Below are 18,865 nucleotides of genomic sequence, written 5' to 3'. Positions count from 1 at the left end.
AATACCTGTCGTCAGCAAACTTGAATTCTGGTGCGCGAACTTTTGTTTAGCGCACCAGCGCCAATAATGAGTGCAATAATTCATCGGCCTGAGGTTGCGCCAGATGCGCATCGACCGGTAAGTACCACCAGTTATCATGACCGTTAACGAAAGCACGACACTTCACCGCATCTTTCTCGGTCATTAACAAGGTTTGCCCCGTCTGAACGAGTTTTTCCACATCACTTTCGCTCAGTGCCTGGTGATCGCTAAGACTGACTGTGTGAACCGGATTTACACCACATTGCTGCAACGTGGCAAAAAAGCGTGGTGGATGTCCAATGCCAGCCATTGCAACCACATTTGTCAACAGATGTACCGGGCGCTTTTCTCCGGTCAACAAATTGACTGCATCACCGGGATAGAGCGCCATCGAGATTTCTCCCGCTTTTGCCACACCACCATTTGTGATAACGGCATCCACAGACGCCAGACGGCCTGTGCGTTCACGCATTGGCCCTGCCGGTAACCACCAGCCGTTACCAAATCGCCTGATGCCGTCAACAACCACAATTTCTTTATCACGGGCCAGCGCGTAATGCTGCAAACCGTCATCGGTAATAATCAATTGCGGTTGTACTTTTTCCACCAGTATTTTTACCGCATCACTACGACGGGGTGCCACAGCGACTGCGGCACCAGTGCGCTGATAGATAAGTACGGGTTCATCACCCGCCTGGGTAGTAGTGGTATCCGGGTTCAACAACAATGGGTAGGATTCTGCTTTACCGCCATAACCCCGCGAGACCACGCCAACACGAATACCACGCTGCTGTAGTTGCTCAACCAGCCAGATAACAACCGGAGTTTTGCCGTTACCACCCGCAGTCAGATTCCCGACCACCACCACTGGCACAGGAGCGCGCCAGCTTTTTTGTAACCCTATTTTATAGCTAAGACGAATAGCACCGCTCACCAGGCCATAAAGCCAGGAGAGCGGTAATAGCAAAAGATAGAGGGGAGATTTTCCCGACCAAATGCGTTCAATCATGAACCGAATTGCATCCGATGCAGTTGCGCATAGACCCCACGGTGTTCAAGCAGTTCGACGTGAGCACCACGTTCCACAATGCGACCGTCCTCTACCACGACAATTTCATCAGCCTGTTCAATAGTTGATAAACGGTGAGCGATGACCAGAGAGGTACGGTTTTTCTGCAGTTCATCCAGTGCAGCCTGAATTGCACGTTCTGACTCGGTATCCAAAGCAGATGTTGCTTCATCAAGAATCAGAATTGGACTGTCGCGTAACAGTGCGCGGGCAATGGCGATACGCTGACGTTGGCCGCCTGAAAGAAGCACGCCATTTTCACCAATGACGGTATCCAGGCCATTATCCATCTTACTGATAAAGTCCATGGCATAAGCCATTTGCGCAGCTTTTTCGATATCTGCACGCGAATACTGTTCATTGCGCGCATAGGCAATGTTGTTCGCAATAGTGTCATTGAATAAATGAACATTTTGCGAAACAAGAGCTACCTGATTACGCAGAGAAGACAGTGTGTATTCACGAATATCCACACCATCAATCGTAATGTTGCCTTCCTGAATATCGTAAAAACGCGTCATCAGGCTTGCGATGGTGGATTTCCCCGACCCCGAACGCCCGACAAGCGCTACCGTTTTCCCTGCTGGAATATTCAGGTTGATGCTGCGCAGTGCAGGCACATCGCGGCCAGGGTAAGTAAAGGTCACATCACGGAATTCAACATCACCTTTAGCACGCTCAATCACGCGAGTCCCGGTGTCTTTCTCTTGCTCAGTATCGAGAATAGAGAACAGCGTCTGGCATGCGGCCATACCGCGTTGGAACTGTGCGTTGACGTTGGTTAATGATTTCAACGGACGCATCAGTGCAATCATGGAAGAGAACACAACCGTGATAGTACCAGCAGTCAGTGTTTCCATAACACTTGGGAAGCTTGCCGCATAAATGACGAAAGCCAGAGCCAGAGAAGCGATGAGCTGAATGATCGGATCAGAGATAGACGATGCAGACACCAGTTTCATGCCTTGAAGACGCATACGGTTACTGACCTTGTTGAAACGTTCGGTTTCAACATCCTGACCGCCGAAGATCAACACTTCTTTATGACCTTTCAGCATTTGCTCAGCACTGGTTGTCACTTGGCCCATCGTGTTCTGCATATTTTTGCTGATATTACGAAAACGCTTTGAAACAAAGCGGATAGCAAAAGAAACGATAGGTGCCAGCACAATCAGAATCAGCGAAAGCTGCCAGCTATACCAGAACATCAATACAAACAGGCCGATGATTGAAGCACCTTCACGGACAACTGTTATTAATGCGCTGGAAGAAGACGAGGCAACTTGTTCGGAGTCATAAGTGATACGCGAGAGCAGAGTCCCCGTTGACTGTTGGTCAAAGAATGCAACAGGCATCCCCATCATATGACTGAACAAACGACGACGCATGTTCATAACCACGTGCCCTGAAACCCAGGAGATACAGTAGCTGGAAACATAGCTTGTCACGCCACGCAGCACCATCAGTGCGATAACAACTAAAGGCATCCAGAGCAAAACCGATTTATCGGTTTTTCCAAAACCATCATCCAGTAACGGTTTGAGTAAAGACAGCATATAGGTATCACTGGCAGCGTTGAGGATTAACGCAATACCAGCCACAATCAGACCTGGCTTAAAAGGAGCAATCATCGGCCAAAGGCGGCGGAAGGTCTGCCATGTGGAAAGATCTTTATCGTTATGCATTCAGTAAACCAGCATTAGATGAAATAGCCGCATATTCTACCCATTATCCCGGGATACACCAAACCACTGATGATACCAACGGGGTGAAATTTGAGCTCTGAGGCTATTGATTTGCCATTTATCACTATTTATATCGATAGTAAGTTGGCCTGATTGCGCAGTGTCGTACCAGGTGTACCCCTGCGACTGATAGCGTTTGACTACTTTTCCAGAAGGTAAATGCCATGCGTTATAGCGCGATGTTGAGGCAAGTGCCGCAGTTCCAGCGACTGCTCGTAGTAAGGGAGCACCAGATGATGTACGGCTGCCATGATGAGGTACCTGAATAATATCAGCATGTAATATGCCCCATCGCCTCTTCAGCATAGCCAATTCTGCTTCAGCTTCCACATCCCCGGTTAATAAAATACGAAAATGTCCGTCGCTCACCATCACAACACATGAGCCATTATTACCGGTCGAAGTGGGTGAAACGGGTGGCCAGAGCACGGTAAATTGTAATTTCTGCCACTGCCATTTCTCACCTTGAAAACAAGGATTATGCCCCGCCCAGCGTAAAGGGCTACGAACTTTTATAGCAGGCCATTCACGTTGTAGGCTGTTTAACCCCCCTCTATGGTCAAGATGTTCATGGCTTATGACAACTTGCTCGAGTGACAAATGATGCCAACGCAACCATGGAATAATGACTTGTTGCGCAGCGTCACCGCCAGGCCAGGCATTCCCGGTGTCATATAAAAACACTTTTCCTTGCCTGATCAGCGCGATAGCTAGCCCATGCCCCACATCCAGCATAACCACCTGCCATGAATCATCTTTTTTATCTACTCGCATTGTAGAAGCAGCCAGAGACAACATCAGAGCCACTACTGATACAAATGAGCTCCGCCAAAGTGATAAACGATGGATAACGACAATTAACCAACCGCTCAGGCTCAATGCCTGGAAGCGCCTGTCCACAGTCAGCCAACCGTCTGGTAACAGAGATAAAACGTTAAATAACAGTGCTAAAAAGCGGTCAACTGCCCACCATAAGTGTTCACCGAGCCACGGAGCGTGGGTCAATACTAATCCGGCAAGTAGCAATGGGACAACGATAAATGAAATCAGCGGGACCGCAAACACGTTGGCAAACAGCGCACTGAGGCTGATTCCGTGAAAGATAAAAATTTGGAGCGGCATCAGTAAAAGCATAATGCCAATTTGTAGGTGTAATAAATAAAGCGGATATCGACAGAACCATCGCGCCGTTGCCACACTGCGCGGAAGCGGCATCCATTGATACCAAAAAATAAGTGCCGCCACGGCAAGTATCGATAACCAAAAACTGTCTGATAATACCGCTAGCGGATCGTAAATCAGGATACCGGCAATACAACACAACCAGACTTCCCATCCCGACCAGCTTCGGCCTTGTAACTTAAGTAATAACCAGATGTTCAAACCAATCAATGCTCTTACTGCCGGAGGATTTCCGCCAGCAAGCCAGGTATATACACCCGCAGCTATGACACTGGCTATTAAGGGCATCCTGTAATGAATTCGATGGGTCGGAAAACTCAGTTGCAACAAACGCGCCAGTAACCAACCGACCATGGCCGCCAGTGAAATATGCATCCCGGAAATCGCCATCAAATGAGCAGTGCCACTCTGGCGCAGTAAGTTCTTTTGTTCATCGCTCACGCCAGAACGTTCACCAAAAGCCAACGCCAGAATGACTCCCTGATAAGGCAATGATTCGGTCACTCCCTCCACTGCAGTAAGCCAGTGTGCTCGCAGGCTGCATTTTTCAGAGATTTGTTGAGCCGAAATAATACGTGCACTAAAAGGCTGATGCTGTGCAAGTGCGTATCTTTGGCTATCAAAACCGCCCTCATTAAGTTGGCCATGAACCGGGCGAAGCAGGACTTTCATGCGCCAGCGCTGCCCTGCGCACACACTTTCTGCCAGGTAAGCTCCCTGACTTCTGATACCAAAGGTTGGGAAAATGGATTTGCCTTCTACCGAGATTATTTGCAGCTCATGATTCTGTTTTCCATCAGTGCGAGTAACCGTCGCTTCGACGACAACGGGTTTCGCCGCCCACCTTTCGAAGGGCATAAGACTCTGCCTTGCACTGAAAAGCGCCCAGCCAAAACAAATCACAATAATTGCAGCGAAACGCATCAATCGGAATGGAATAAAAGCCAGGCACAGGGCGATAACAAGCAGTGCGGCTATGACGTTGCCAGCAGGAATAGCAGGCAGCACCATTAAGGGGATAATGCCAATAATTATGCAAAAACACATACCGATTAGATTGTTCACAGAACCTCCTTGTTGAGGGCAGTCTGAGATATCTAATCATTAGAGTCAGTCAGGTTTTATTGACTTTCCGATGAGGGTTCCAGGGTTTTACGCTCTAAAAAGTAACGCTCATGAATTTTGCGAGTCTGCTCGAAAAGACAGATTTTGAGTATAAAAAAACGGCACCCTAAGGTGCCGCTCTTGAGGATCAAGTCCGAAGACTTAATTACCGTAAATGTTGGCGCGGTCACGCAATTCTTTACCTGGTTTAAAGTGCGGAACGTATTTGCCTTCCAGATCCACTTTATCGCCAGTTTTTGGATTACGTCCGGTGCGAGGTGCGCGATAGTGTAAGGAAAAACTGCCGAAACCCCGGATTTCAATACGCTCACCTTGGGCGAGAGTAGAGGCCATATGCTCCAGCATCTCTTTCACTGCATCTTCTACAGCTTTCGCCGGGATGTGAGATTGCGAAGTTGCAAGTCTTTCTATCAATTCTGACTTGGTCATGATTCCTCCGGTTTCCTTTCAGGAAAATTAACTTACAGCTATCAATCGAACAAGGGCGGCCGTAGCCGCCCTGATTTAGTGCTCAGACGATTACTCGCCTTTAGCTGCTTTGAATGCTTCAGCCATAGCGTTAGAGAAGTTCGGTGCATCTTCCTGTTTGTTGTTAACAGTAGCGATTGCATCTTTCTCGTCAGCTTCGTCCTTAGCACGAACAGACAGGCTCACAACACGGTTTTTACGGTCAACACCGGTGAATTTAGCTTCAACGTCGTCGCCTACGCTCAGAACCAGAGTTGCATCTTCAACGCGGTCACGGGAAGCTTCAGAAGCACGCAGGTAGCCTTCTACGCCATCTGCTAATTCAACTGTAGCACCTTTCGCGTCAACTGCTGTTACTTTACCAGTAACGATAGTACCTTTCTTGTTCAGTGCAACGTAGTTGTTGAACGGATCTTCTGCGAGTTGTTTAACACCCAAGGAGATACGCTCACGCTCTGCGTCAACTTGCAGAACCACAGCCGCGATTTCGTCGCCTTTCTTGTATTCACGTACTGCTTCTTCGCCTGCAACGTTCCAGGAGATATCAGACAGGTGAACCAGGCCGTCGATGCCACCGTCCAGGCCGATGAAGATACCGAAGTCAGTGATTGACTTGATTTTACCTTCAACGCGGTCGCCCTTGTTGTGGGTTTCAGCGAACAGCTGCCATGGGTTAGATTTGCACTGCTTCAGACCCAGGGAGATACGACGACGTTCTTCGTCGATATCCAGAACCATAACTTCCACTACATCACCAACGTTAACAACTTTGGATGGGTGGATGTTTTTGTTGGTCCAATCCATTTCGGAAACGTGAACCAGGCCTTCAACGCCTTCTTCGATTTCTACGAAGCAGCCGTAATCAGTCAGGTTAGTCACGCGACCAGTCAGTTTGGTACCTTCTGGATAACGCTTAGCGATAGCGACCCATGGATCTTCGCCCAGTTGCTTCAGACCCAGAGACACACGAGTACGCTCACGGTCGAACTTCAGTACTTTAACGGTAATTTCATCGCCAACATTCACGATTTCGCTTGGATGCTTAACGCGTTTCCATGCCATATCAGTGATGTGCAGCAGGCCGTCAACGCCGCCCAGATCAACGAATGCACCGTAGTCAGTAAGGTTCTTAACGATACCTTTAACTTCCATGCCTTCTTGCAGGTTTTCCAGCAGTTGATCACGTTCTGCGCTGTTTTCAGATTCGATAACTGCACGACGAGAAACAACAACGTTGTTACGCTTCTGGTCCAGCTTGATGACTTTGAACTCAAGCTCTTTGCCTTCCAGGTGCAGAGTGTCACGTACCGGACGAACATCTACCAGTGAACCTGGCAGGAACGCACGAATACCGTTCAGCTCTACAGTGAAGCCACCCTTAACTTTGCCGTTGATGATACCGACCACAGTCTCAGCTTCTTCGTAAGCTTTTTCCAGCGTGATCCAAGCTTCGTGACGCTTAGCTTTTTCACGGGACAGCAGAGTTTCGCCAAAGCCATCTTCAACAGCGTCCAGAGCAACATCAACTTCGTCACCAACCTGGATTTCCAGTTCGCCAGCAGCATTTTTGAACTGCTCTACAGGAATTGCAGACTCAGATTTCAGACCAGCGTCAACCAGTACGATATCTTTGTCGATAGCAACTACTACGCCACGAACGATGGAACCCGGACGGGTTTCGATTGTTTTCAGGGATTCTTCAAAGAGTTGAGCGAAAGATTCAGTCATGTTGTTAATCTTCAAGGTTCTTTAGTTTAACGTCCATTTAGCATCCCGCCGAATGGGGTTGTTTCACATACCCCGCCATTGGCTCCATGCCGACAGGGTTTAGGTTACAGGGGTAAAAAACTACCCGATATGTCAGGATACCACTATGGCAATATCATGACAAATATGACAAAACACACACCAGCACAATATTGACTATTGTGCTGGTGTTAAAATTTTCTGCGCATAACTCAGCGCTTGTTTGATGACGTCTTCAATGGACATGCTGGTTGAGTCCAGCACCAACGCATCTGCGGCTGGCACTAACGGTGCTACTGCACGGTTACGGTCACGGTCATCACGTTCTTTAATTTCTGCCAAAAGGCGCTCAAAGTTAACACTAAAGCCCTTTTCCTGCAACTGTAGCATACGTCTGTGCGCACGCTCTTCGGAAGACGCATCGAGGAATATTTTTACTGGGGCATCAGGGAAAACAACCGTCCCCATATCACGTCCATCAGCAATCAAGCCTGGCGCTTCTCTGAAAGCACGCTGGCGACGCAACAAGGCTTCGCGGACACGCGGGAAAGCAGCGACTTGAGAAGCAGCGTTGGCAACTTCCTGGGTACGGATTTCAGCGCTGACATCTTCGCCTTCGAGGATGACTTCCAGATTGCCATTATTGGCAACAAAGCGCACATCAAGGTGAGCGGCCAACGGAACCAATGCATCTTCAGAGGTCACATCTACCTGGTGATGTAGAGCCGCTAATGCCAGAACGCGGTAAATCGCGCCGGAATCAAGCAGATGCCATTGCAACGCTTCCGCCATGGCTTTACAAAGCGTGCCTTTACCTGCGCCGCTTGGGCCATCAATTGTTATTACCGGGGCGGGTGCCGTCATCTTACTCTCCTCTCGCTGGAATTGCGGACCTGAAATAGAAACGCCACGTATTATACGCCGCCAGAACCCTGACCGTTATCTTTCGTGCCAATTATCGTCGTTAATAGGGCTGAGTGTAGAAGAATTGCGCGAATTGAGACAGGGCTGGGAAAAACCAGCCCTAAAATCAGAGAGGTAGATTATTTTTTATCAGCTGCTATGCGTTCGCGAATATGCTGCGCACGTTCCGTTGAAGGTGGATGTGAATCAAACATAGATTTTGCTGTTCCGCTCAGCGTTGCCAGTTTATCAAAACTGCTGGCAAGACCTTGGGTGCTGATACCGCGTTTTTTCAGCAAATCATATGAGAAATCATCCGCTTCAGATTCTTCACTACGCGAGAATGTTGCATTGATGACCCCTTCGACCAAATCACCAAGTTGCGATTGAGGTAGCTGCGAAGCGACACCACTGGTTGCTGAGACTGCATCACGAGCGGCCATTGTCGCATACGCCGTTTGCATTTTTTCTCGAGTGTGACCCAGCGCAACGTGTCCCATTTCATGGCCCAAAACGCCTTCCACTTCGTTATCAGTCATCATATCCATCAGGCCGCTATACACACGCACACAACCGTTAGCCATTGCCCAGGCATTTACATCACTGGTCAAATACACTTTGTAATTAACAGGGGTGCCATTTTTAACGTCTTCATAGTTATCTTCCATTGATGAGCTATACATGAAACAAATCATTGATTTGTCGATCAAATAGGAAATGAGATTAACAGCGGTACACGCTGGTGCAATAAAAGCAAGGGTATGAAAACGGAGTTGATATTAAGCGCGGGATTGATACTAAGCGGTGTAGTTAAAATAGGCTCCGGTACACGCAATGACCGGAGCATAATGTTGTACGCTACGCGAGAGTGCTGATGCGTGCTAATTGTTCAAAGTAGTCAGGGAAGGTTTTGGCTGTACATTTCGGATCAAGAATCGTGACCGGTGTGTCCGACAATGCCACCAGCGAGAAACACATCGCCATGCGGTGATCGTTATAAGTCCCGATTTCTGCAACTTGTAGCTGAGCGGGGGGAGTCACAGTGATGTAATCTTCGCCCTCTTCCACCACCGCTCCAACTTTGCGCAACTCTGTAGCCATTGCACTCAGGCGGTCAGTCTCTTTCACGCGCCAGTTATAAATATTGCGCAATGTAGTGGTGCCTTTAGCAAACAAAGCCGCAGTTGCAATGGTCATCGCTGCATCAGGAATATGGTTCATATCCATATCAATAGCGTTGAGTTCTCCGCGCTCGCAGGCGATAAAATCCTCTCCCCACGTCACTTTTGCACCCATTGCTTCGAGCACATCTGCAAAGCGAATATCACCCTGGACGCTATTGCGCCCGATACCGGTCACTTTTACCGTACCACCTTTAATGGCACCAGCTGCGAGGAAATAGGACGCTGATGAAGCATCACCTTCCACCAGATAAGCGCCTGGTGAAGTGTACTGTTGGCTGCCACGAATCACAAAACTACGGTAATCCCGGTTTTCCACTTCTACACCGAAGGTTTTCATCAGGTGCAGTGTGATGTCGATATAAGGTTTCGATACCAACTCACCTTTGATAGTGATTTCGGTGTCGTTTGCTGCCAGTGGTGCCGTCATTAAAAGTGCAGTCAAGAACTGGCTGGAGACACTGCCATCGACAGAAACCTGCCCGCCACTAAAACCACCACGCAGACGCAACGGCGGATAGTTTTCTTGCTCCAGGTAATCAATCTGCGCGCCGCCCTGGCGTAAAGCATCAACCAAATGGCCGATTGGACGTTCTTTCATGCGAGGTTCACCCGTCAGCACGATGTTGTTACTGCCCAGACATAATGCCGCCGCCAGTGGGCGCATTGCCGTACCCGCGTTACCTAAAAACAGTTCAAGCTCACCTGAGGCTTGTAATGGGCCACCCATTCCTGTGACTTCACAACGCGTACGATCGGCGGAAAGTGTATAACTCACTCCCAAGGCTTTCAGCGCGTTAAGCATGTGACGCACATCGTCACTATCCAGCAAATTAGTCAGTTCGGTAGTGCCATTAGCCAGCGCTGCAAGTAGCAGTGCTCGGTTAGAAACACTTTTTGAACCTGGGAGGTTAATTGTGCCGTCGACCAATGCGATGGGTTGTAACGTCAGGGATTCCAGCATGGGGAAAATACTCTCAACTCAAAACAGAATAAAAACCCCGCGAAGCATGTCGCGGGGATAATCACAACTAACAGCAATTAACCGTGGCGACGTTCAAAATCGACCATAAAGTTGGTTAATGCTTTAACGCCTTCAAGCGGCATGGCGTTATAGATGGAGGCACGCATCCCACCGACAACGCGGTGGCCTTTCAGCGCATGCAGACCCGCAGCAAAGGACTCTTCGAGGAACAGTTTGTCGAGTGCGCTGTCAGCCAACTGGAATGGCACGTTCATGCGTGAACGGTTCGCCGAAGCAACATCGTTACGATAGAAATCGCTTTTATCAATCACGCCGTACAACAGTTCTGCTTTCGCCCGATTGATTTTGTCCATCGCTTCAACGCCGCCCTGCTCTTTCAGCCATTTAAACACCAGACCTGAAAGATACCAGGCGAAGGTTGGCGGGGTGTTAAACATAGAATCATTGTCATTAAGCACGGTGTAATCAAGAATCGACGGGCACGCTTTATGCGCCTTACCGAGCAAATCTTCACGCACGATGACCAGCGTCAGACCCGCCGGGCCGATGTTCTTCTGCGCGCCAGCGTAAATTACGCCAAAGCGGCTAACGTCCATCGGATGCGACAAGATAGAGGATGAGTAGTCAGCAACAACAACGGTGTCGCCAAAATCTGGCGCTTCATGAATAGCAATGCCATCAATGGTTTCGTTTGGGCAGAAATGCAGATAAGCACTGTTTTCAAAAACTTGCCATTCGCTCATCGGTTTGATGGCGCGCAGACCGTCAACAGTGACTTTGGCATCAATAACATTGGGGTTGCAGTATTTATGTGCTTCTTTTACTGCACTGCTCGCCCAGTAGCCTCCGTCAACGTAGTCAGCGGTAGTTTTGTCACCCAGAATATTGAGCGGAACGCCCGCGAATTGTCCGCGACCACCACCGTGACAGAATAAAACTTTGTAGTTCGAGGGGATTTGCAGCAGATCGCGAAAATCTTTTTCAGCTTCTTCAGCAACCTGAATAAACTCTTTACTGCGGTGGCTTATCTCCATTACGGAGGTGCCTAAACCTTGCCAGTCACAGAGTTCATTTTGTGCACGACGAAGTACGTCAGCCGGTAGCATCGCCGGGCCGGAACTAAAATTGTATACCTGAGTCATTTCCCCTCACCACGCTTAGAGTCATAAGTTTTACCACATATTCGGTTTTATCATTGAGATGCTGAGGCTGCAATGGTTAATACGGCATGCTGCGGTAATGTGCGCAAAATCACACAACAGAATCAACTAATCGCTGAATTAAACACCCGATAAACGCCCGTCAGGTGACTCGTGTTGCCGTGCTGGCTTTGACCCATTGATGATGTTTACAGCGTGGACAAAGAATTTTTGCTCCTGCGTTTAACGTCAACACTTCACTACATCGAATGCAGGCGTAATCCCCATCCTCCGGAACCCTCTCGAAACGCTCGCTACAATACTCAGGCAATATAGATAAACCCGGCCTGACCAAATCATCGGGGAAGTAATAGACGCTAATCTGCCCGTTGGTTTCTAATATTGCCAGCCGAACCTGCCCCAAATGCTCTACACCATGCAGGCGTAGTTCCATGAAGAACTCAAATTCGGTCATGTTTTGAGCCTTCATTTTTTCCCAGGCAAACTCACCTTCTTCTATTATTACCGCGGGTTTTCCTTCCATCAGATTTTCAAGTTTTTCACTGTGGCTCATCAACCACATCGCCAAACGATATAAGCAAGCGAGCGTCATGAATACGACGAAAACAGGCAGCATCGGCACATCGTCATAAAACGCCACATCACCTGCCGCTGAGCCAAGAGTCAGGATTATCAACACTTCAAACAACGACATCTGCCTTACGCCACGCCGCCCGGTTATCTTTAAAAACAGGAACACGAGCACAAAGGTGTAAAGGCTACGAAAAGCCACTTCCCACAGAAAATCTAAAGGGACTTTGTCTAGCGCCATCCGCTGGAGATCAAAACTCTTCATTTATACCGCCATAACAGTAGGTTACTAGCAATAAGCATAGCCTGTTATGCTAAGGCCGCCTGCTTGCCGCTGACGATAGCGTCAGTTGGCTAAAACCCGTATCATTGCGCGCTTTGCGTACGACAAAAGTGAAACCTCATGACTCAAACCTTTATTCCTGGCAAAGATGCCGCCCTGGAAGATTCCATCGCTCGCTTCCAGACCAAGCTTGCCGATCTTGGCTTTAATATAGAAGAAGCCTCCTGGTTAAATCCGGTCCCTAACGTCTGGTCCGTTCATATTCGTGATAAAGACAGCGCACTGTGCTTCACCAACGGTAAGGGTGCGACTAAAAAAGCAGCGTTAGCATCTGCGTTGGGCGAATATTTCGAACGCCTGTCGACCAATTACTTCTTCGCTGATTTCTGGTTGGGCAAAACCATTGCCAATGGCCCGTTTGTGCATTATCCAAACGAGAAGTGGTTCCCGATTCCTGAAGACGAGCAGTTGCCAGAAGGTATTCTCGACGAGCGTCTGCGTGCGTTCTACGATCCTGAAAACGAAGTCACCGCAGGCATGCTTATTGACCTGCAATCAGGTAATGAAGAGCGCGGGATCTGCGCTCTGCCATTTACCCGCCAATCCGATCAAGAAACCGTCTATATTCCGATGAACATCATCGGGAATTTGTATGTTTCTAATGGGATGTCTGCAGGGAACACCGCAAACGAAGCCCGTGTTCAGGGGCTTTCAGAAGTTTTTGAGCGTTACATTAAAAACCGCATTATCGCGGAAAGCATCAGTCTGCCGGAAATCCCACAGGAAGTGTTGGCTCGCTATCCTGGCGTGGTTGAATCCATTGCCACGCTGGAAGCTGAAGGTTTCCCAATCTTCGCTTACGACGGTTCATTAGGCGGCAAATATCCGGTTATCTGCGTTGTGTTATTCAACCCAGCAAACGGGACCTGTTTTGCTTCCTTCGGCGCGCATCCTGATTTTGGTGTTGCGCTAGAGCGTACAGTGACTGAACTGCTTCAGGGCCGTGGTTTAAAAGACCTGGACGTGTTCACTCCGCCTACTTTTGATGACGAAGAAGTGGCCGAACATGCGAACCTGGAAACTCACTTCATTGACTCAAGCGGCCTGATTTCATGGGATATGTTCAAGCAGGATGCTGACTATCCGTTTGTTGACTGGAGTTTCTCCGGCACAACAGAAGAAGAATTCGCCACTTTGATGGCCATCTTTGACGCAGAAGATCAAGAAGTATACATCGCCGATTACCAACATCTGGATGTTTACGCTTGCCGTATCATCGTGCCTGGAATGTCCGATATCTATCCTGCAGAAGATTTGCTGCTTGCCAATAACAATATGGGTTATCACCTGCGCGACACCATTCTGGCGCTGCCAGGAAGTGAGTGGGAAAAGCAGGATTATCTGGGTCTGATCTCGCAGTTAGATGAAGAAGGTCATGATGATTTCACCCGTGTGCGTGAACTGCTCGGCCTGGCTACCGGTAAAGACAACGGTTGGTACACGCTACGTATTGGCGAGCTGAAAGCCATGCTGGCGTTGGCGGGTGGTGATACCGAACAGGCGCTTATCTGGACTGAATGGACGATGGAGTTCAACGCCTCTATTTTCAGCCCTGAGCGTGCGAACTACTATCGCTGCCTGCAAACCCTGCTGTTACTGGCGATGGAAGAAGACCGCCAACCACTGCAATATCTGAATGCCTTCGTCCGTATGTACGGCGCAGAAACAGTAGAAGCAGCAAGTGCTGCTCTGAGCGGTGAAGCGCCATTCTATGGCTTGCAAGCTGTAGACAGCGATCTGAAAGCTTTCCCTGCACACCAGGCATTGTTAGGCGCGTATGAAAAACTGCAACGCGCAAAAGCGGCTTTCTGGAAATAAAGTAATAAAATATGAGTAAAGGTGCGTAAATCATCAGGTTTACGCTATATTACGGGGCGATTTTTATTGCCCCGTGTTTTTATTGTCACCGCAATAATTTCATTTGTGACCCAATAGTTAAATATTGGTGAAATAATATTATTTTAAGCTATAAATATTGTTGCAAAATTATTGAAATACTCATTTCTAATTAACCATTCACCTGGGCTTCGAGGGTAAATATCAAATTACGTTATAAATTTTAAACTTTATTTTTATAATTAATATCAATTACTTACGCTGAAAATCAGGTAAACACCTGCTTTTAACAGGCCTATAAGCTTGGCGAGATATGATCCATATCAATTTTTACTCTATAATGCTTTGTTAGTATCTCGTCGCCGAATTAAATAAGAGAGAGTTAGTGTGAAAGCTGACAACCCTTTTGATCTATTGCTCCCAGCCGCTATGGCGAAAGTCGCCGAAGATGCTGGCGTCTATAAAGCAACAAAACACCCGCTGACCACGTTTTATTTAGCGATCACTGCGGGCATGTTCATCTCGATTGCCTTTGTCTTTTACATCACTGCTACCACCGGTACTGCAACCATTCCATTTGGGATTGCAAAACTGATTGGTGGTACTTGCTTCTCCTTAGGGCTAATCCTTTGTGTCATCTGCGGTGCCGACCTTTTCACCTCTACGGTGTTAATCGTTGTTGCGAAAGCCAGCGGGCGAATCACCTGGGGTCAGCTAGCCAAGAACTGGATTAACGTCTATGTCGGAAACTTGGTTGGTGCGTTGCTATTCGTGGTGTTGATTTGGTTGTCAGGCATGTATATGACAGCAAATGGTGCGTGGGGTCTGAATGTACTTCAAACTGCAGACCACAAAATGCATCACACCTTTATTGAAGCTGTATGCCTCGGTATTTTGGCTAACCTGATGGTCTGTCTGGCTGTCTGGATGAGCTACTCGGGCCGCAGTTTGATGGACAAGATGTTTGCTATGATCCTCCCGGTCGCCATGTTTGTTGCTTGTGGTTTTGAGCACAGTATCGCAAACATGTTCATGATCCCTTTGGGTATCGTAGTACGCAACTTTGCAAGCCCGGAATTCTGGACCGCAGTTGGGTCGTCTCCGGACAATTTCACACACTTGACCGTATTGAACTTCATCACTGATAACTTAATCCCCGTGACTATCGGGAACATCATTGGTGGCGGTGTACTGGTTGGGTTGACGTACTGGGTAATTTATCTGCGCGGTGGCGATAAGCACTAATGTGCTAACCATTGTTCAGGGAATAAGAAATCCACATTAGAAGGTAGGTGTTAAATGTCCGAGCTTAATGAGAAGTTAGCCACAGCCTGGGAAGGTTTTGCCAAAGGCGACTGGCAGAATGAAGTCAACGTGCGTGACTTTATTCAGAAAAACTACACCCCTTACGAGGGTGACGAGTCCTTCCTGGCAGGTGCTACTGAAGCAACTACCACACTGTGGGACAACGTCATGGAAGGCGTTAAACAGGAAAACCGCACTCACGCGCCTGTTGACTTCGATACTGACCTCGCTTCCACCATCACCTCCCATGATGCTGGTTACATCAACAAGTCCCTCGAAACTATCGTTGGCTTGCAGACTGACGCTCCACTGAAACGTGCAATTATTCCGTTTGGTGGCATCAAAATGGTTGAAGGTTCTTGCAAAGTATACGGTCGCGAACTTGACCCAATGCTTAAAAAGATCTTCACCGAATACCGCAAAACCCACAACCAGGGTGTGTTTGACGTTTATACCAAAGACATCCTGAACTGCCGTAAATCAGGCGTAATCACCGGTCTGCCGGATGCCTACGGTCGTGGTCGTATCATTGGTGACTACCGTCGCGTAGCGCTGTACGGTATCGACTTCCTGATGAAAGACAAATTTGCTCAGTTCAACTCTCTGCAATCCAAACTGGAAAACGGCGAAGATCTGGAAGCAACAATCCGTCTGCGTGAAGAAATCTCCGAGCAACACCGTGCTCTGGGTCAGATCAAAGAAATGGCTGCTAAATATGGCTGCGATATCTCTGGTCCTGCTAAAAATGCTCAAGAAGCTATTCAGTGGACTTACTTCGGCTACCTGGCTGCGGTTAAATCTCAGAACGGCGCTGCAATGTCCTTCGGTCGCGTATCCACCTTCCTGGATGCATTCATCGAACGTGACCTGAAAGCAGGCAAAATTACTGAGCTTGAAGCACAGGAAATGATTGACCACCTGGTCATGAAACTGCGTATGGTTCGCTTCCTGCGTACCCCTGAGTATGATGAGCTGTTCTCTGGTGACCCAATCTGGGCAACTGAATCTATCGCCGGTATGGGTGTAGATGGTCGTACTCTGGTTACCAAATCTAGCTTCCGTTTCCTGAACACCCTGTACACCATGGGGCCGTCTCCGGAGCCGAACATCACTATTCTGTGGTCTGAAAAACTGCCACTGAACTTCAAGAAGTTCGCAGCTAAAGTTTCCATCGATACCTCTTCTCTGCAATACGAGAACGATGATCTGATGCGCCCTGACTTTAACAACGATGACTACGCAATCGCATGCTGCGTAAGCCCAATGATCGTTGGTAAGCAAATGCAGTTCTTCGGTGCTCGTGCTAACCTCGCGAAAACCATGCTGTATGCAATCAACGGCGGCGTTGATGAAAAACTGAAACTGCAGATCGGTCCTAAAGAAGCACCAATCATGGCAGATGTTCTGGACTACGATAACGTTCTGGATCGTCTTGACCACTTCATGGATTGGCTGGCTAAACAGTACGTCACCGCGCTGAACATCATTCACTACATGCATGATAAGTATAGCTACGAAGCGTCTCTGATGGCTCTGCATGACCGTGACGTTGTTCGCACCATGGCTTGTGGTATCGCGGGTCTGTCTGTTGCAGCTGACTCACTGTCTGCAATCAAATACGCGAAAGTTAAACCTGTTCGTGACGAAGACGGCCTGGCTGTAGACTTCGAAATCGAAGGCGAATACCCAATGTTCGGTAACAACGATTCTCGCGTAGATGACATCGCTGTTGACCTGGTAGAACGTTTCATGAAGAAAATTCAGAAACTGACTACTTACCGTAACGCTATCCCGACTCAGTCTGTTCTGACCATCACCTCTAACGTGGTTTATGGTAAGAAAACCGGTAACACCCCAGACGGTCGTCGCGCTGGCGCTCCATTCGGTCCAGGTGCTAACCCAATGCACGGTCGTGACCAGAAAGGTGCTGTTGCCTCTCTGACTTCCGTTGCTAAACTGCCGTTTGCTTACGCTAAAGATGGTATTTCTTATACCTTCTCTATCGTTCCTAACGCACTGGGTAAAGACGACGAAGTTCGTAAAACTAACCTCGCGGGTCTGATGGATGGTTACTTCCACCACGAAGCGTCCATCGAAGGTGGTCAACACCTGAACGTGAACGTAATGAACCGTGAAATGCTGCTGGATGCGATGGAACACCCTGAGAAATATCCTCAGTTGACCATTCGTGTATCTGGTTACGCTGTACGTTTTAACTCCCTGACTAAAGAACAGCAGCAGGACGTTATTACCCGTACCTTCACTCAAACCATGTAATTCACGGTTTGTCTGAAAAGGCGTAGAATAAAGGCTCCACCTCGGTGGGGCCTTTTCTTATGTCAGAACCGATTTTGCAAGATAGCTGCTAAGTTTAGGGTATCTTGCAAAATTGATTCGACGCGGCATTCTGTTTAAAGACCGCGCTCAACCTGGTTCTTGCTGTAAAGCCTGGACCAATACTGGAGAGAACACCGCAATGTCAGTAATTGGCCGAATTCATTCCTTTGAATCCTGCGGTACCGTGGATGGTCCCGGTATTCGTTTTATTACCTTCTTCCAGGGCTGCCTGATGCGCTGCCTGTATTGCCACAACCGTGATACCTGGGATACTCACGGCGGCAAAGAGATTACTGTAGAAGAATTGATGAAAGAAGTGGTGACCTATCGCCACTTTATGAACGCATCAGGTGGTGGTGTAACAGCATCAGGTGGCGAAGCCATTCTTCAAGCTGAGTTTGTGCGTGACTGGTTCCGTGCCTGCCGTAAAGAAGGTATTCATACCTGTCTTGATACTAACGGCTTTGTGCGTCGCTACGACCCGGTCATTGATGAATTGCTGGAAGTGACTGACCTGGTGATGCTGGATTTGAAGCAAATGAACGACGAGATTCACCAGAATCTGGTCGGTGTTTCAAACCATCGCACCCTGGAATTTGCCCGTTATCTTTCAGATAAAAACGTTAACGTCTGGATTCGCTACGTTGTCGTTCCAGGCTGGTCTGATGATGATGACTCTGCACATCGCCTCGGCGAATTCACCCGTGATATGGGCAACGTCGAGAAGATTGAGCTTTTGCCTTATCATGAACTGGGCAAACACAAATGGGTCGCTATGGGTGAAGAGTACAAACTTGATGGCGTACATCCACCGAAGAAAGAAACCATGGAACGCGTCAAAGGGATTCTGGAGCAGTACGGTCACAAAGTGATGTACTGATCTTGATGC

Annotated in this window: 13 protein-coding genes and 1 pseudogene; 4 read left to right on the top strand and 10 right to left on the bottom strand. The window is 48.3% G+C overall.

The genetic code is table 11. The features are described from left to right. Positions 1-46 precede the first annotated feature (46 nt). The 10 genes and pseudogenes from lpxK to AC0IWZ_RS06200 all read right to left on the bottom strand — a co-directional run bounded on the left by lpxK (position 47) and on the right by AC0IWZ_RS06200 (position 12,420). Positions 47-1,030: a tetraacyldisaccharide 4'-kinase gene (gene lpxK / locus AC0IWZ_RS06245; protein ID WP_471677823.1), complete on the bottom strand. Its 984-nt coding sequence runs from the start codon at positions 1,028-1,030 to the stop codon at positions 47-49. Continuing rightward, positions 1,027-2,775, bottom strand: coding sequence for a lipid A ABC transporter ATP-binding protein/permease MsbA (gene msbA / locus AC0IWZ_RS06240; RefSeq protein ID WP_034494324.1), 1,749 nt, complete (start codon positions 2,773-2,775; stop codon positions 1,027-1,029). The genes lpxK and msbA overlap by 4 nt, the downstream gene beginning before the upstream one ends. Before the next feature lie 36 nt (positions 2,776-2,811). After that, a complete protein-coding gene (locus AC0IWZ_RS06235) occupies positions 2,812-5,082 on the bottom strand; it encodes a ComEC family protein (protein WP_471677824.1) in 2,271 nt (756 codons plus the stop codon). A gap of 201 nt (positions 5,083-5,283) precedes the next feature. Continuing rightward, positions 5,284-5,571 (bottom strand): integration host factor subunit beta, encoded by a 288-nt coding sequence (ihfB, locus tag AC0IWZ_RS06230; RefSeq protein ID WP_034494322.1) that lies wholly within the window; start codon positions 5,569-5,571, stop codon positions 5,284-5,286. Positions 5,572-5,661: 90 nt separating this feature from the next. Beyond that, positions 5,662-7,338, bottom strand: a complete 1,677-nt coding sequence (gene rpsA, locus AC0IWZ_RS06225; protein WP_034456368.1) for a 30S ribosomal protein S1 — start codon at positions 7,336-7,338, stop codon at positions 5,662-5,664. Between the two features lie 195 nt (positions 7,339-7,533). Then, a complete protein-coding gene (cmk, locus tag AC0IWZ_RS06220) occupies positions 7,534-8,220 on the bottom strand; it encodes a (d)CMP kinase (RefSeq protein ID WP_034494321.1) in 687 nt (228 codons plus the stop codon). Between the two features lie 179 nt (positions 8,221-8,399). Next, positions 8,400-8,900: pseudogene (locus AC0IWZ_RS06215) on the bottom strand (M48 family metalloprotease); the annotation flags it as partial. 217 nt (positions 8,901-9,117) lie between these two features. Further along, the gene (gene aroA / locus AC0IWZ_RS06210; RefSeq protein WP_172896149.1) at positions 9,118-10,401 is read right to left on the bottom strand and encodes a 3-phosphoshikimate 1-carboxyvinyltransferase; all 1,284 of its coding nucleotides are present in this window, start codon (positions 10,399-10,401) and stop codon (positions 9,118-9,120) included. A gap of 80 nt (positions 10,402-10,481) precedes the next feature. Continuing rightward, on the bottom strand, positions 10,482-11,567 hold the full coding sequence (gene serC / locus AC0IWZ_RS06205) for a 3-phosphoserine/phosphohydroxythreonine transaminase (RefSeq protein WP_471677825.1): 1,086 nt from the start codon (positions 11,565-11,567) through the stop codon (positions 10,482-10,484). A gap of 160 nt (positions 11,568-11,727) precedes the next feature. Then, complete coding sequence (locus AC0IWZ_RS06200) at positions 11,728-12,420, bottom strand: DUF421 domain-containing protein (protein WP_034494319.1); 693 nt, start codon at positions 12,418-12,420, stop codon at positions 11,728-11,730. Positions 12,421-12,558: 138 nt separating this feature from the next. On the opposite strand from AC0IWZ_RS06200, the gene ycaO reads away from it, so the two are divergent. The 4 genes from ycaO (at position 12,559) to pflA (ending at position 18,856) form a co-directional block, all read left to right on the top strand. Continuing rightward, positions 12,559-14,316: a 30S ribosomal protein S12 methylthiotransferase accessory factor YcaO gene (ycaO, locus tag AC0IWZ_RS06195; protein WP_259267425.1), complete on the top strand. Its 1,758-nt coding sequence runs from the start codon at positions 12,559-12,561 to the stop codon at positions 14,314-14,316. Between the two features lie 405 nt (positions 14,317-14,721). Further along, positions 14,722-15,579 (top strand): formate transporter FocA, encoded by an 858-nt coding sequence (gene focA / locus AC0IWZ_RS06190; RefSeq protein ID WP_034494317.1) that lies wholly within the window; start codon positions 14,722-14,724, stop codon positions 15,577-15,579. A 54-nt stretch (positions 15,580-15,633) separates the two neighbouring features. After that, complete coding sequence (pflB, locus tag AC0IWZ_RS06185; RefSeq protein ID WP_034494316.1) at positions 15,634-17,916, top strand: formate C-acetyltransferase; 2,283 nt, start codon at positions 15,634-15,636, stop codon at positions 17,914-17,916. Positions 17,917-18,115: 199 nt separating this feature from the next. Then, positions 18,116-18,856, top strand: a complete 741-nt coding sequence (gene pflA, locus AC0IWZ_RS06180; protein ID WP_034494315.1) for a pyruvate formate lyase 1-activating protein — start codon at positions 18,116-18,118, stop codon at positions 18,854-18,856. The last annotated feature ends 9 nt before the right edge of the window (positions 18,857-18,865 follow it).

This window comes from Buttiauxella sp. AC142 (genome assembly GCF_979253435.1).
The sequence above is the reverse complement of the archived record's forward strand: the minus strand, read 5'-3'. Positions and strand labels throughout refer to the sequence as shown.